This is a genomic window from Chryseobacterium taiwanense, from assembly GCF_000813825.1.
Lineage (GTDB): Bacteria > Bacteroidota > Bacteroidia > Flavobacteriales > Weeksellaceae > Chryseobacterium > Chryseobacterium taiwanense.
In genome coordinates this window covers 345623-359349 of record NZ_JWTA01000005.1, presented here as the reverse complement: position 1 = coordinate 359349, position 13727 = coordinate 345623, and the positions used below count along the sequence as shown (strand labels likewise).

15 protein-coding genes and 1 riboswitch are annotated in these 13727 nt (G+C 33.6%); of the genes, 9 read left to right on the top strand and 6 right to left on the bottom strand.

From position 1 onward, the window contains the following. Positions 1-2: 2 nt before the first annotated feature. Positions 3-1271, bottom strand: coding sequence for a mechanosensitive ion channel family protein (locus tag RM51_RS08230; protein WP_039367369.1), 1269 nt, complete (start codon positions 1269-1271; stop codon positions 3-5). A 262-nt stretch (positions 1272-1533) separates the two neighbouring features. Between RM51_RS08230 and RM51_RS08225 the strand changes: the two genes are divergently transcribed. From RM51_RS08225 to RM51_RS08215, 3 genes are all read left to right on the top strand, one after another. Then, the gene (locus RM51_RS08225) at positions 1534-2721 is read left to right on the top strand and encodes a carboxypeptidase regulatory-like domain-containing protein (RefSeq protein WP_039367366.1); all 1188 of its coding nucleotides are present in this window, start codon (positions 1534-1536) and stop codon (positions 2719-2721) included. Positions 2722-2806: 85 nt separating this feature from the next. Then, positions 2807-3298 carry a DUF456 domain-containing protein gene (locus RM51_RS08220; protein ID WP_039367363.1) on the top strand — a complete coding sequence of 164 codons (492 nt, stop codon included), beginning with the start codon at positions 2807-2809 and terminating at the stop codon, positions 3296-3298. A gap of 11 nt (positions 3299-3309) precedes the next feature. Then, positions 3310-3807 carry a hypothetical protein gene (locus RM51_RS08215; RefSeq protein WP_039367360.1) on the top strand — a complete coding sequence of 166 codons (498 nt, stop codon included), beginning with the start codon at positions 3310-3312 and terminating at the stop codon, positions 3805-3807. On the opposite strand, the gene RM51_RS08210 is transcribed toward RM51_RS08215, so the two are convergent. From RM51_RS08210 to RM51_RS08200, 3 genes are all read right to left on the bottom strand, one after another. Further along, positions 3794-4435: a uracil-DNA glycosylase gene (locus tag RM51_RS08210; protein ID WP_039367357.1), complete on the bottom strand. Its 642-nt coding sequence runs from the start codon at positions 4433-4435 to the stop codon at positions 3794-3796. The genes RM51_RS08215 and RM51_RS08210 overlap by 14 nt on opposite strands. A 163-nt stretch (positions 4436-4598) precedes the next feature. Next, complete coding sequence (locus RM51_RS08205; RefSeq protein ID WP_039367354.1) at positions 4599-5102, bottom strand: GNAT family N-acetyltransferase; 504 nt, start codon at positions 5100-5102, stop codon at positions 4599-4601. Between the two features lie 10 nt (positions 5103-5112). Further along, positions 5113-5652 carry a hypothetical protein gene (locus RM51_RS08200; RefSeq protein WP_131667059.1) on the bottom strand — a complete coding sequence of 180 codons (540 nt, stop codon included), beginning with the start codon at positions 5650-5652 and terminating at the stop codon, positions 5113-5115. Between the two features lie 161 nt (positions 5653-5813). Here RM51_RS08200 and RM51_RS08195 point away from each other — a divergent pair, with 161 nt between their 5' ends. Further along, a complete protein-coding gene (locus RM51_RS08195) occupies positions 5814-7961 on the top strand; it encodes an endonuclease MutS2 (RefSeq protein WP_039367347.1) in 2148 nt (715 codons plus the stop codon). A gap of 6 nt (positions 7962-7967) precedes the next feature. After that, positions 7968-8459 carry a YcxB family protein gene (locus tag RM51_RS08190; RefSeq protein ID WP_039367344.1) on the top strand — a complete coding sequence of 164 codons (492 nt, stop codon included), beginning with the start codon at positions 7968-7970 and terminating at the stop codon, positions 8457-8459. A gap of 48 nt (positions 8460-8507) precedes the next feature. On the opposite strand, the gene RM51_RS19275 is transcribed toward RM51_RS08190, so the two are convergent. After that, entirely contained in the window at positions 8508-10061 is a 1554-nt protein-coding gene (locus RM51_RS19275) for a T9SS type A sorting domain-containing protein (RefSeq protein ID WP_084111010.1), read from the bottom strand. A gap of 201 nt (positions 10062-10262) precedes the next feature. Between RM51_RS19275 and RM51_RS08180 the strand changes: the two genes are divergently transcribed. The 4 genes from RM51_RS08180 to RM51_RS08165 all read left to right on the top strand — a co-directional run bounded on the left by RM51_RS08180 (position 10263) and on the right by RM51_RS08165 (position 12753). After that, positions 10263-10544 carry a hypothetical protein gene (locus tag RM51_RS08180; protein ID WP_039367341.1) on the top strand — a complete coding sequence of 94 codons (282 nt, stop codon included), beginning with the start codon at positions 10263-10265 and terminating at the stop codon, positions 10542-10544. Continuing rightward, complete coding sequence (locus RM51_RS08175; protein ID WP_039367338.1) at positions 10537-11199, top strand: ATP-binding cassette domain-containing protein; 663 nt, start codon at positions 10537-10539, stop codon at positions 11197-11199. The genes RM51_RS08180 and RM51_RS08175 overlap by 8 nt, the downstream gene beginning before the upstream one ends. A gap of 33 nt (positions 11200-11232) precedes the next feature. After that, on the top strand, positions 11233-12030 hold the full coding sequence (locus RM51_RS08170; protein WP_039367335.1) for a hypothetical protein: 798 nt from the start codon (positions 11233-11235) through the stop codon (positions 12028-12030). Positions 12031-12074: 44 nt separating this feature from the next. Continuing rightward, positions 12075-12255: riboswitch (cobalamin riboswitch) on the top strand. Positions 12256-12369: 114 nt separating this feature from the next. Beyond that, on the top strand, positions 12370-12753 hold the full coding sequence (locus RM51_RS08165) for an acyl-CoA thioesterase (RefSeq protein WP_039367331.1): 384 nt from the start codon (positions 12370-12372) through the stop codon (positions 12751-12753). 121 nt (positions 12754-12874) lie between these two features. Here RM51_RS08165 and RM51_RS08160 read toward each other — a convergent pair whose 3' ends face one another. Next, a complete protein-coding gene (locus tag RM51_RS08160; RefSeq protein WP_039367327.1) occupies positions 12875-13465 on the bottom strand; it encodes an HD domain-containing protein in 591 nt (196 codons plus the stop codon). Between the last annotated feature and the right edge of the window lie 262 nt (positions 13466-13727).

Here is a 13727-nt window from a genome sequence, read left to right as displayed (position 1 = left end):
TTTTAAATTTTAATATTAACCTGCATCACTTCCAGATCAAATTCTTTAGAAGCGACTAACAGATGATCAAAAATATCTGACTGAATCTGTTCAAAATGTTCCCATTTCGAATCATTGGTAAAACAGTAAATTTCCAAAGGTAATCCTTGCGATGTAATTTCCATTTGTCTTACCAACACCGTTTCTGATTGGTCGATATTTTTATTATTTCTGAGATATTCGTAAGCGTATTTTCTAAAAGTTCCAATATTGGTAAGCTGTTTTCCATTAATCATTTTTTCAGCATGACTGAGGTTGCTTCTCTGCTCATCCAACTCGTCTTTTTTTCGTAAAAGATATTCTTTCAATAAATTAATTTCCAATAATTTATTAAACATTTCATCATCTAAAAACTTAAATGATTTGATATTGAAAATAATAGATTTTTTAATTCTTCGGGTATTACTTTCAGACATTACCTGAAGGTTCTTCACCTCCGTACTCATCAAATCATATGTAGGAATTGTAGAAACCGTCTTATCAAAACTCTGAATTCTAGTCGTAAGCAGAGTAATGTCTTCTATGGTTCCTTCCAGATTATATTTAGGGATTCCGATCCAGTCACCGACTTTCATATTCTTAGAAGTTGCCACGTGAATACCGGTCACAAAACCTAAAATAGTATCTCTGAAAACCAATACCAAAACAGCTGTGATTGCTCCTAAACTCCCTACAATAGTCGTTCCTTTAATACCAAAAATCACACAGATCCCTACAATTGAAAAAATAAAAATCCCAAGAATCTTCATCGTTTCTGAAATAGCATTTAATGCCATGATCTTGTAAAAATCTTGTTTTATACTAAAGTAATTTCTAAAGGCGGTTAAGCTGCGATACAACATTCCTGCAAAAATCAAAACGACACCTAAATTAATAGATCTGATAATAAATGTATTTGTTTTTGGTATCGCTGACGAAGGAAATATAAACGTTTGAATACTTGCGACAAAAGCTAGAGCAATATAATGAGCAACAGAATTACTCACTCTCGATTCGTAGATCGATTTAATGATGGGATATTTTTTTTCATCATGAAAAAAACGAAAAACAAAATTAATGATGGGTTTTAAAATAAAATCCACCAGTAAAAATAAAGCAATAAGTATTGCCAGTTTTACAATCATATGAATGATCCAATCAAAACCGGCAGGGGAAATCTTGCTTATATAAATATAAAGCTGATCGCTGAGATCCTGTATAAAGTTTCTTGTTTCTTGTAGTTGATCATTCATCACAGCAAATTTAGGAAAATTAAGACTGAGTTTTAGTACAATTTCTCTATCAATTTTCAGCCCAAAACTGATTATTTGACAACATTTCTTTCGAATATTTTAAAAATATCAAATTCACCACAACATCGATAAACAAATAAAAATTTAATTAAAAATAACCAATATAAATTAATTATCGTAAAAATATTTAAACTTTTAACAATTTTATATTAATTAATTATTTACATTTGAATAAAACTAAACAAATCAAAATCAAATATATATGAGAAAACACTACTTATTTATTCTGTTGTGTGTATTCACACTTTTAATCAATTGTTCAGGAAATGACGATTCGCCATTAACTTCAGAAAATACAGCTGCTACAACTGTAGAAACCGGAAAGCTTTCAGGAAAAGTAATGTCACAAAACGGCACAAAACCTATTGGAGGGGCATCAGTTTTTACATTTGATGACAAGTATAAAATCTACTACACGACATCAGACGCAGATGGAAAATTCATATTGGAGGCACCTGTTGGAAACCACACCATTTACATACAGACTGGAAATGGAAGCAATTTCCGTACGGAAATTTCTGCAACAGTAAAAAATAATGAAACTTTAAATCTTGACGTAAGCCAAACCAAGCTGAATCAGGTTGCAAAAATTGCTTACGTAAAAGGAACTTATGACAAGATTGAAGACATTATACAGACTTTAGGCTATACAGCTACCGAAATAACCAATAATGATCTTGCCAATCTGACAACCATTGCACAATATGATATTATTTTTCTAAACTGTGGCTCAAGAAGTAGTTATTCTTCAAACCCCGCACTTTTTGCAACAATTGATACTAATTTGGCCACTTTTGTAGCCAACGGAGGGAGTATTTACGCTTCAGACTGGGATGTTGCCTACTTAGTCGGCGGAGCAACCAACACCAACAATTGTTCGCTTGCCGGAGGATTTGTTCCTGACACCAAACTTTGTTCTAAAAACATAGGAACATCAGGAATGGTAGCTGCTACAGTAAATAATGCAGGACTTACAACTGCTTTAGGATTCAATACCCTTACTATTGATTTTGACTTATCGGCTTGGCAAAAAATAATCAATTATGATCCGGCTTACTGGGAGGTTTTAGTGAAAGAAACGTCTACAAACGATGCTTTAATGATCAGAACCAACCATTTCACAGCGACAGGTACAACAACTATACCGATTGGAAATGCTCCAACGACAACATTTGTGACGGTTTGTATTACGCTTTCGGGAAATATCCAGATCAGCCTTTCGGTTCCTCAAGCTTTGGTTCCTTATTTAGTTGCATTGGGAGCAACAGTAGGATCTTGTTCAGGATCTTCAACAAGCGGATATATCTATTATACGACTTTCCACAATCACGCTTCAGGAAACATTGGAAATGCAGGCGTTATTTTACAATATGTAATCTTAAATCTTTAGTCTCAATCATAAACGTAGTGTAAACATGCGAAGTGGTTTTTTAACAAAGCCACTTTTTTTATATCTTGCATAGACAATTAAAGAAATGGATACAGCATTAATCAATATTATCTGTCTGATTTTACTAATCATAGGAATTTTAGGAACTTTTCTCCCCATTTTACCCGGATTATTGCTGAGTATTTGCGGACTATTGATTTATAAATTCGGAACAGATTCTGACTTACCGATGATTTACATTTGGGCTTTCGGGATCTTAACATTAGTCTCCTTGGTTTTAAGCTATGTAATTCCTGCCAAAACAACAAAAAAATACGGCGGAACCCGTTGGGGAAGTATAGGATCTGTAGTAGGAACCATTGTAGGAATGTTTTTACCTATTCCTCTTGGTTTTCTGATTGGGATGTTTGCAGGAGTTTTCATTGGAGAATTATTACACGACAGCAAAGACATGAATAAAGCCTTAAAATCAACAAAAGGAGCACTTGTTGGATTTATCTACGGAACAGGTTTCAGTTTTGTAGTAGGTGTGGCAATGTTTTTGGTAGTAGTTTTAGATATGCTCAATGTTATTTAAAAAACGAGATTATGCTTAACAAAACCATCATATTCAGTTTAGGATTATTGTTTTTAATCAACTGTAATGCTCAAAAAAACAAGACCTCAACAAAAGTAAACGTTGACGGAAACAGTACAATGACTACAATAAATAATAAAGACGGTGAAATCATCTATTTCAACGAAGGTGAAAACAAATTCCTGAAAGAATATCAAATGAACGTGACTTTCAAAGGAATTTCCGAAGACAGCCGTTGCCCCAAAGACGTTACTTGCGTTTGGGCAGGAGTTGCAGTCGCAGAGGTTGAAGTAATGGGAACTACCACCCGACCCATGACCTTACATCTTTCAAGTATAGATAATAAAGGTAGAAATTATAATAAATCTACAGAGTTCAACGGCTATACGATTTCGTTAGTGGATGTGCAGCCTTATCCCGGAGCAGCAGAAGGAACAAAAGCATTAAACGGAAATTACAAAATAGGAATTACTATCAAAAAAGCAGGAGAAAATCCTACCACGAAATAGGCTTCTTCCCTTTTGAGACAAGATATTCATTAATTTTTGAAAAAGGTTTGCTTCCGAAAAACCCTCTGTACACAGAAAATGGTGACGGATGCGCAGACTTTAAAATAAAATGTTTAGCCGGATCGATGAATTCGGCTTTTTTTTGTGCAAAAGCGCCCCACAAAACAAAGACAACATTTTCTTTCTTATCTGAAATTTCTTTGATAATATAATTCGTAAACGTTTCCCAACCCAAATCTTTGTGCGAATTCGGAGTGTGCGCACGAACCGTTAAAGTTGCATTCAACAATAAAACCCCTTGTTTTCCCCAGTCGTCAAGCTCTTTGGAAGTTCTTACAATTCCTAAATCTTCTTTCAATTCAATGAATATATTTTTAAGAGAAGGAGGTGCAGTCACCTGCTCAGAAACAGAAAAACACAAACCATTCGCCTGAAAATCATTATGATAAGGATCTTGCCCAATAATCACCACCTCAACATCGTCGAAAGGTGTAATTTCCAACGCTCTGAAAATCTGATTTTTTGGTGGAAAAATTTTTGTAGTCGCGTATTCTTGTTTTACTTTTTCCCAAAGATTGGTAAAATAGGGAGTGCTTTTTATGGGCGCTAATATTTCTGTCCAGGTCATATAATCAATTTGAAAATTTGAGAATCCTTTAATTTGAAAATTCAAATCTATCCGCTTGTCATTCTGAACGAAGCAGAGCGTAGTGAAGAATCTCTAATTAAACGACAAATTTAGTGAATAAAAAATTTAGATTCTTCCTTCGTCAGAATGACAAACTAAACACTTATTTCTTTAGGCTAAAAACCAAATTATCAGGAAAACCTTCATCTTCTACCCCTTCTTGCAATATAAAATCATATTTCACGAGGAGACTTTTAGAGTTTTCGTTAAACTTATTGGTCATTGCGACAATTTCGTGCAAATGTAAATCTTTAAAAGCAAAATTTAAAACAGTCTCCAAAGCTTCCGACATAATTCCTTGTCTGTGATAATTGGGTAATAATTCGTAACCGACTTCTGCAACATTTCGATCTTCAGAAAAATTATACAGGCAAATGGTTCCAATCAAATTGGATTGCTTTTTAAGCGAAATTCCCCAATAAAAAGATTGATTATCTTTAGTTCTTTCTTTTATGGTTAAGATAAACTGAAGTGCATCATAATTGTTTTTTGGAGAGTTTCTCTGAACAAATTGGTTAATAACTTCATTACTTCTTATTTTCAGAATATCGTCGACATGGCTTTCGTTGATATCTTTTAATTGTAATCTTTCGGTTTCTAATTTCATTGAATATGTTTTAATAAGACCATCTTTGTTGTTTGTATTCTTCTATAAATTTCCCCGTTTTCATATCATAGACAAATCCCCGAAGAGGTCTTCCATCAGGATATTTAGGTGGACAAACTATTTTATATATTGTTTTATTTAAATTTTTGCTCTTTTCTATATTCCATCCTATAATTTCATCTTCATTTTCAATATTTACATTAAAATCTTTCCTTATATTCTTTGCAATATCAAAAATTGATGCGCAATTTCCACATTCCGTTAATAAAAGATCATAATTGACTGTCTGTAGTAACTCTCCCTTTTCAGAATAATCTTTCTTTACTCCAACATAATTACCTGCAAAAAGTGAATACTGGGAAGAAATAGAATAATTAGGATAATATTGGGTTATTATTTTGCGACTTCCTCTTTTCTTAGTTCTCGTTATTCTATAGTCTAAATTACAAGAATATTTTTCCATTATAATTAGAGAATCACCTTTAATAATCGTGTAAGCTTCATGAATATTTCTTTGAGTAGTATCATTAGCCATTTGTACTGAACTCATCCGTTTTTTATTCTTTTCAAATAAGTCTATATCAAATTTCTGATAATTCTGTGCCTTATAGTTAGAAAATAAAATGATAAAAATGAAGATTACATACCTCATAAATTTTGTAAATATCTCAAATATACGTAATAATCACATTTTCTCACTAAATTTGCAGTGTGTATATAGATAAAGAAGATTTAAACGAATTAGAGTTTCCGCAATTGCTCGCGGAAATTTCTCCTTTTGCGTATTCTCCAAAAACAAGAGAAAAAATTCTTCAACTTCGTCCGATGGAAATTGACGAGGCAGAACTTTCTTTGAAAAAAACTTCCGAATATTTGTCGAGTTTTGAAAGTTCAAATGCGATTCCGTTTGATGAGTATGAGGATATTGAAAGTGAGTTGAAACTCATGCTGATCGAAAATTACCGTCTGGAAAACAGCGCTTTCATCAAAATCAAAACCATCACGGAACAAATCGGTAAACTACAAAAGTTCTTCCCAACCATGCCGGAAACTTTCCCCACTTTGATAGGCGATGTTTCGGTTCTGGAATTCAGAAAAGAGATTATTGATAAAGTTGATAAAGTTTTTAACCGTTTTGGTGAAGTGAAAAGTGAAGCTTCTCCTATTTTAAAAGGGTTGAGAACGGAAATTCAGCACGCCAGAAAAGCGATCACAGAAAACTTTAACCGTGCCTTATTCAACTACGGACAAAGTGAATTTTTGGATGACATTCGCGAAACCATTATTGATGACCAAAGAGTTTTGGCGGTAAAATCTGCTTACAAAAAAAGAGTGGCAGGAAGAGTATTAGGACTTTCAAAAACAGGTTCTATTACTTATATGCAGCCGGATAGTGTTGTGAAGCATTATTTCAAACTTAAGGAAAGCGAAGAGGAAGAGAAAAAAGAAATTGATAAGATTTTAAGACAGCTGACTGCGGAATTAGCAGAATTCCAACCTCAGCTTTGGAGATATCAGAAGTATATTTTTGACCTTGATTTAACGAGGGCTAAAGCAAAATTTGCTGAACTCATCAACGGAGTTTTACCGAAAATCAACCGTCATAAGACCTTAAGATTAAAAGATGCTTTCCATCCTTTATTGTTTTTAAGAAATAAAGCGGAAAATAAAACGATTCATCCTCAATCACTGACTTTTACAGAGCATAACAGAATTATCTGTATTTCCGGACCGAATGCAGGAGGGAAATCAATTACGCTGAAAACAGTAGGATTGCTTCAATTGATGATTCAAAGTGGAATCTTGGTTCCGACTCACCCGAAATCTGAAATGTTTTTCTTTGATAAAATAATGACCGATATAGGTGATAATCAATCGATCGAAAATCATCTTTCAACGTATTCGTCAAGATTAAAGAAAATGTCGGGTATTATTCGTGAAGCGGATTCGGAAACATTATTATTGATTGATGAATTTGGAACAGGTTCTGATCCTGAATTGGGTGGCGCTTTAGCGGAAAGTTTCCTTGAATTTTTCTATGATAAAAAGAGTTTTGCGATTATTACAACACACTATACCAATATTAAACTGGTTGTAGAACAGCTTCCGAATGCTCAGAATGCAGCAATGTTGTTTAATGAAGAAACTCTTGAACCGATGTACAAACTGGAAGTGGGACAAGCGGGAAGTTCATTTACTTTTGAGGTTGCGGAAAAGAACAAAATTCCGAGATTTATTATTCATTCTGCGAAGAAAAAAGTGGAACATGATATTGTAAATCTGGATAAAACGATTGTAAAACTTCAACAGGAAAAATATGAGGTTGAAAAACTGAAAACCGATCTTGCGGAAAGAAAAGAATCTGTAGAAGACAAGCGTGACAATCTGCAAAAACTGAACGAGCAGCTTCAACAAAAGTTATTTAATTTCCAAAAACTGTATGAAGAGGAGCATCGTAAACTTCAGTTTGGAAACAAAATAGAATCTTTTATCGACAGTTATGTAAAAGGAAAATCCAGAAAGGATGTGGTGAAAGATTTTGTGAAAATTCTGGAACAGGAAAAGTTCAGAAAAATTGGAGCAGATAAAGATGAAACGAAAAGACTTCAAGTTGTAAAGAGAAAAATCACACAACAATTGAAGAAAGAAGAAGTCATTGAAAAAATCACTGAAACCAATGAAAAACTGGAAGAGAAACGTAAAATTGACCGCGCTCTTTGGATGAAGATTGGTCAACGTGTCCGTATTTCCGGAAGTACGAGTGTGGGAACCATTGAAAAGATCTCCAGAAATAAAGTCATCGTAAATTACGGCACATTCAAAACGACGATTGATGCGGACGAACTGGAAAGGATTTAATGAAAAATGATAACAGTAAAAACTCATATTGTTTTTAAGGATTTCTTGATTTTTAATGTAAAAAATTCATTATCAAGGATTCTTATTTTCCCATTATTGGCTTTGGTATTTTTTATAACAAAGTATTTCATGGAAGAAAGCGATGAAAGAAATATTCTAGAATCTGCTTCGATGTGGCTTCTTTTTGCATTTGTTTTTATTGTTATCCGTTCTTATTTCCGTTTGAAGAATGCTTTTTATTCTAATAAGAAAATTCAGGAACATATTTCTTATACGTTTACGAATGAGCACATTCGGAACCAAGGAGAAACTTTTGAAGGAGAATTTAGCTGGAATTCCGTTTTTCGAGTTAAAGAAAAAAAGGAATGGTTTTTAATCTATCAAAGCGTTCATGTCATGAATATGGTTCCTAAAAAATATTTTACAAAAGATCAGATTTTGGAACTTAGAAATATTATTACAAGCAATCAGGTAAAAGCAAAACTGAGAAATGATTAAAAATCAGTTTAAACATAAAAAAAGAGCGCCTTGACAGACGCTCTTTTTTTATTTTTTGATGAATTTTTGCTGCTTGTCTTTCATTTGAATAAAGTAAACACCTTTTTGCAGAGCATTTACATCTATAGTAAATTGTGACGTTATTCCGCTTACTATCTTTTGTCCGATCATTGAATAAATTTCATATTTTTCATCGGATGATAAACCAGAAACAAACAGCTTATCTGTCACAGGATTTGGATAGATACTAAAGCTTTCCAACAACTCTGTCTCATTTGTTGACAACACTTCAGGACCTAGCTTTACCACCCAAAAATCAGGATACGTCGGAATTCCGTAATGAAGAGAAACATCACCGTCGTTCGAATACGAATATCCCGTCATGATAAAGCCACCATCGGATGTCTGACTCATAGATTGTCCAAAATCAGCTAAACTTCCTCCCATTGATTTTTGCCAGATCACATTTCCATTATTATCAATTCTTACAATCCAATAATTTGCTGAACCTGTAGGATTCCCGACTGCATCTCCATCATCTGATGATGAGTACCCTGCAAATACATACCCTCCATCTGGTATTTCCTTAATAAAATTAGCAACATCATTACCCGTTCCCCCTTTAGATTTCTTCCATATAATATTGCCGTTTCCATCCAACTTGATGAGCCAAGCGTCATTAGTATATAAATTTCCGTAGTGATCATGTACAAGACCGTTGCCCGATCTTGAAAATCCTGCAACCATATATCCGCCATCAGAAGTTTGTATTACAGATTGTGCATTTTCAGTACCACTTCCTCCAAAAGTCTTCTGCCATTGCAAATTACCTACACTATCAAGCCTTAATACCCAATAGTCATATTCACCATAAAGCAATGTTACATCACCACTATTAGAAGCTGTAGCTCCTGCAACAATATATCCACCATCTGAAGTTTGCTTAGCATCAAAAGCAACTTCTGAACCATAGCCCCCAAATGATTTTTGCCATTGAATATTCCCTGTACTATTAATTTTTACGATCCAAAGATCCGTATTATTATAAGGTAAATGACCAACTGCATCCCCATCTGTTGATGAAGACTCACCTGCTACGATATAACCTCCGTCAGAAGTTTGCTGAATTGAGTAAGCTACATCATGGCTACTTCCTCCAATTGATTTTTGCCATTGAATATTACCAATCGTATCTAACTTAACAATCCAAAAATCAGGATGAACAGTACCATGATATCCTGTTACATCGCCGTCATTCGACTCAGTTCTTCCAGCAACAATATAACCACCATCTGAAGTTTGCTTTATAGAGTAAGCATAATCATAATCACTACCTCCCAATGATTTTTGCCATTGGATATTTCCACTGTTATCCAATTTCACTATCCAAAAATCACCACCACCGTGATTTCCCGTTACATTACCATCAGTAGAAGGAGAATAACCCGCTACAATAGAACCACCGTCTGTAGTTTGACAGACAGAAGCTCCCTGATCCCAGTTGGTTCCTCCAAGTGTCTTCTGCCATTGAATGGAAGGAGCTGTTTGTGCCATCATTATAAGTGAGAGCATGAATGCTAAAAGTGAAAATATGTTTTTCATTGTTGATGAGTTGTAAAAAGTAATTTAGAGAACTTACTTTCTTCATGATTAATTAAGCGTCAAAAATAAGCCTTTTTACAAAAATATAGAGGCTTAAATTAGAATCCGAGCTAGAGAATTTTCAGTAAATAGTACTAAAACCATAACTATTGACTTACAAGAAATATCTAATTTATATATTTGAATAACAAAAAATCAAGAATGATAAGAAACGTAAAGATTTTATGGATTTTCTATTTAAAATTATTAATTCCTGCCATTCTATTTTCTTTACTCATGAATACACAGCTTGGTTTTACCGTTGGCAATTTTGGATTATGCTTTCTTTTATTTTTACCGGCTTTACATTTTCTGATTTATGAATTAAGATTAAAAGATGAGTATTATTTTTATGCTAATTTTGGATTTTCCAGACTCTTTCTTTGGATTTCCACAGCTGTATTAAGTTTAATTATCAATATGAGTTGTCAGTTTTATGAGTAAATTACATGTAGACAGCCTAACCAAATCTTTTGATGAAAAGAAAATTCTAAGAGATATTTATATTAGCTGCGAAACAGGAAAAATTGTCAGAATTTTGGGAAGAAACGGCACAGGAAAATCAACTTTACTCAAAATAATCTTTGGGACAATAAAAGGAGATTATCAACATATAAGTGTTGACAATAAAGTCCTTCAACATCAGTGGGACAGAAAGGATAAAATTGCTTATTTACCACAATATTTCTTTCTTCCTAAAGGTGTAAAGATTAAAAATTTAATTTCTATTTTCTGTAATAAAGAAAATTCAGAAAAACTTGCTGAATTAGATATTATGAAACCTTTTCTTGATGAAACTTCAAGAAATCTTTCAGGAGGTGAGAAGAAAATTGTTGAAGCTTTGTTAATTATCTTCTCCGGAGCTCAATTCATTTTACTGGATGAACCTTTCAATGGACTTTCCCCGAAAATGACCAATGAAATGCAAAAACTCATTAAAGAACAGTCAAAAGAAAAAGGAATCATTATTTCTGATCACCGTTATCAGGAAGTACTGGATATTTCGGATGAAATTTACCTGCTTTCTGAATCTTATTTAAAACCTATTGAAGATTTAAAAGAATTGCAACGGTATAATTATCTGCCGAAAAGTATTTAATTTATATATTTGAACTATCAAAACAATTTTAAGATGATTTCTGTGAACAAAGCATTATATCTATCAATTTTCAGTCTTTTTTCTTTTGCTTTTGTGAATGCACAAAACAAAATCCCTTTTGGAGTGGTAAAAGCAGAGGAAGGCTATGCAATGGTGCGTGTTCACAAAGATGATTATCGAAAAATCATTGATAAGATCCGTATGAAAACCGGTGATGTATTTGTCTACGTAAAACCAGCACCCGGCGAAACAGAGTGGATCTGGATTAAATATCCTGAAAAAGATGATACTGATAAGCCTTTTGTACGATACGACAGCATTACAAAGGAAGGCATGGTGAATAAAAACCGTGTTGTTTTTGTAGATCAGTTGCCTAAATTCACTCCTTCTAAATCTAAAAACGGAAAGTCTTTGATTTTCACAGACGATACAAATCCTAAAATACCTGGAAACCAGAGAACCAAAGTTACTATCGACATTTATCCTTCTTATGCCCATATTAAGAAACAGGAAAAAGATGCGGAAGGAAACATCATTAAAATCGATAAACAGAAAACCTGGGGAATCGGTAAAGAGCTTCCTGAAGGAATGACTGAGGTAAAATCTATCCGAGTGCAACAACCGGGAAGAGGTTCTGTTTTTGTAAGAGATGCTATAAAAAATCTGTTTCAACCTACGATGGATTTTGATAAGGTAGGCGTTACCGCTTTAGATCAAGATCACATCTTCTTATATATGATTAATGGTTCCGGAGAAAACCGATATGTCACATTCTGGTCTATTAAACAAGGAGCGGCTATTAGTCAGATTATTTATAAAAATCCTGAATAATTCACCATTTATTCTTATTTTTGCTTCCGAAAAAGTTTTACAACTTTATTCATCATAGAAATTGGTTCTGCTTAGCTGCTGATTAAAAGGGAATCGTGTGAAAATCACGAACTGTCGCGCAACTGTAAGTAACTGAAGTCTTTATAAAAAATCCACTGTGCTAAAGCATGGGAAGGAAATAGAGATGTTACAAGTCAGGAGACCTGCCTTTTCTTTAAACAAAAAACTTTCGCGATCTGAAGTTTATTGATCTGATGGATTTTAACAGGAATATCTTACGTTCCTGCTATTCTTCTGTTATTTTAATGTATTTCATCTCGCTTTAATTAATAATGAAATATGACTACAGAAGAAAGAATTGAAGCATCGGAAACCAGAATTTTCAAAGCAGTTTTCCCCAACACAACCAATCATTACGATACTCTTTTTGGAGGTACAGCGATGCAGCTCATGGATGAAGTGGCTTTCATTGCAGCGACACGATTTGCAAGAAAACGTGTCGTAACCGTAAGCAGTGATAAGATCGATTTTAAAAGATCTATTCCTGCAGGAACCATCGTAGAACTTATCGGAAAAGTTTCTCACGTAGGAAAAACAAGTATGAAGGTAAGTGTTGAAATCTACACCGAACAAATGTACTCTTACGAAAGAGAAAGAGCTATTGTCGGGGATTTTACTTTTGTAGCCATTGACGAATTTAAGAAACCAATCTCAATACTATAAAAAAGGTTCCGGCGACCTTCGGTCGCCGGAATCCTATATTTTCATCATGTTTATTACGAGTTTCGGCGGGCTTTACCCGCTGAAACTTTTTTATTTTCTATCGTTTATTCTAAATTAAAACCTATCTTAACACTTTTTCAGATTCAAGACTAAGGTTCAATAGATGATGAAAAGCCTCTCCCATTTCATCGGAAGCTCTTACAATAGCATTCTCCAGCATGTTTCTGATTTGTTTTTCCGTGACTCCGGCTTCTGTCCAACTTTTCCCTGAAGTATGTGAATTCAGAATGAAAGGCATAATTCGGTCGATAGAACAGGCAAAAATAGCATCAGGAGTTTTTTCTTCTTCAAATTCCAGCCACAGATTAAAGAATTCTGTACGTAAAGGCTCATCTAAAATTCCAAAAATCTTTTGAGCCGAAATTTTTTCTCTTTCAAACTTTCCTACCATTGCTGCTTCATCAAATAAGAAGGTATCTCCTGCTTCAATTTCTACCAAATCATGAATGGAAAGCATTCTGATTACTCTTAATAAATCAATATCGGCCCTATTTTTCGCGTAAGGAAAAAGGATTTGGGCTAAAATTATAATCTGCCAAGAATGTTCCGCCGTATTTTCTCTTCTCGTATCATCTGCATTATAGTTTCTTCTTTGTACATTTTTCAGGGCATCGACTGCCAAGATAAAATCAATCTCCTTCTGTATTTTCATTCTTAATTATTCTTTATACTATTCATTTTTTTGAATCAATTCTCAGAATTTCATCAAAATTTCTGATCTAAAAATACGAAAATTTAAAATTTTTGGAAAATTTTTCGACTTAAATAAAGTTAACTTTAAAAACGCATAAAAATTATTTAATTGATTTTCAATAATTTATATATTTCAATTTAAAAAATACACTACTTTGTATTGCATAATACCATTTTATTTACATATCTTTGTAATGTAAAATCGAAATAGGATCAACTAG

What these genes read in the sequence shown, in the direction of transcription:
- RM51_RS08230 (WP_039367369.1), bottom strand. Translation starts at nt 1,271, where the DNA reads ATGAATGATCAACTACAAGAAACAAGAAACTTTATACAGGATCTCAGC.
- RM51_RS08225 (WP_039367366.1), top strand. Translation starts at nt 1,534, where the DNA reads ATGAGAAAACACTACTTATTTATTCTGTTGTGTGTATTCACACTTTTA.
- RM51_RS08220 (WP_039367363.1), top strand. Translation starts at nt 2,807, where the DNA reads ATGGATACAGCATTAATCAATATTATCTGTCTGATTTTACTAATCATA.
- RM51_RS08215 (WP_039367360.1), top strand. Translation starts at nt 3,310, where the DNA reads ATGCTTAACAAAACCATCATATTCAGTTTAGGATTATTGTTTTTAATC.
- RM51_RS08210 (WP_039367357.1), bottom strand. Translation starts at nt 4,435, where the DNA reads ATGACCTGGACAGAAATATTAGCGCCCATAAAAAGCACTCCCTATTTT.
- RM51_RS08205 (WP_039367354.1), bottom strand. Translation starts at nt 5,102, where the DNA reads ATGAAATTAGAAACCGAAAGATTACAATTAAAAGATATCAACGAAAGC.
- RM51_RS08200 (WP_131667059.1), bottom strand. Translation starts at nt 5,652, where the DNA reads ATGAGTTCAGTACAAATGGCTAATGATACTACTCAAAGAAATATTCAT.
- RM51_RS08190 (WP_039367344.1), top strand. Translation starts at nt 7,968, where the DNA reads ATGATAACAGTAAAAACTCATATTGTTTTTAAGGATTTCTTGATTTTT.
- RM51_RS19275 (WP_084111010.1), bottom strand. Translation starts at nt 10,061, where the DNA reads ATGAAAAACATATTTTCACTTTTAGCATTCATGCTCTCACTTATAATG.
- RM51_RS08180 (WP_039367341.1), top strand. Translation starts at nt 10,263, where the DNA reads ATGATAAGAAACGTAAAGATTTTATGGATTTTCTATTTAAAATTATTA.
- RM51_RS08175 (WP_039367338.1), top strand. Translation starts at nt 10,537, where the DNA reads ATGAGTAAATTACATGTAGACAGCCTAACCAAATCTTTTGATGAAAAG.
- RM51_RS08170 (WP_039367335.1), top strand. Translation starts at nt 11,233, where the DNA reads ATGATTTCTGTGAACAAAGCATTATATCTATCAATTTTCAGTCTTTTT.
- RM51_RS08165 (WP_039367331.1), top strand. Translation starts at nt 12,370, where the DNA reads ATGACTACAGAAGAAAGAATTGAAGCATCGGAAACCAGAATTTTCAAA.
- RM51_RS08160 (WP_039367327.1), bottom strand. Translation starts at nt 13,465, where the DNA reads ATGAAAATACAGAAGGAGATTGATTTTATCTTGGCAGTCGATGCCCTG.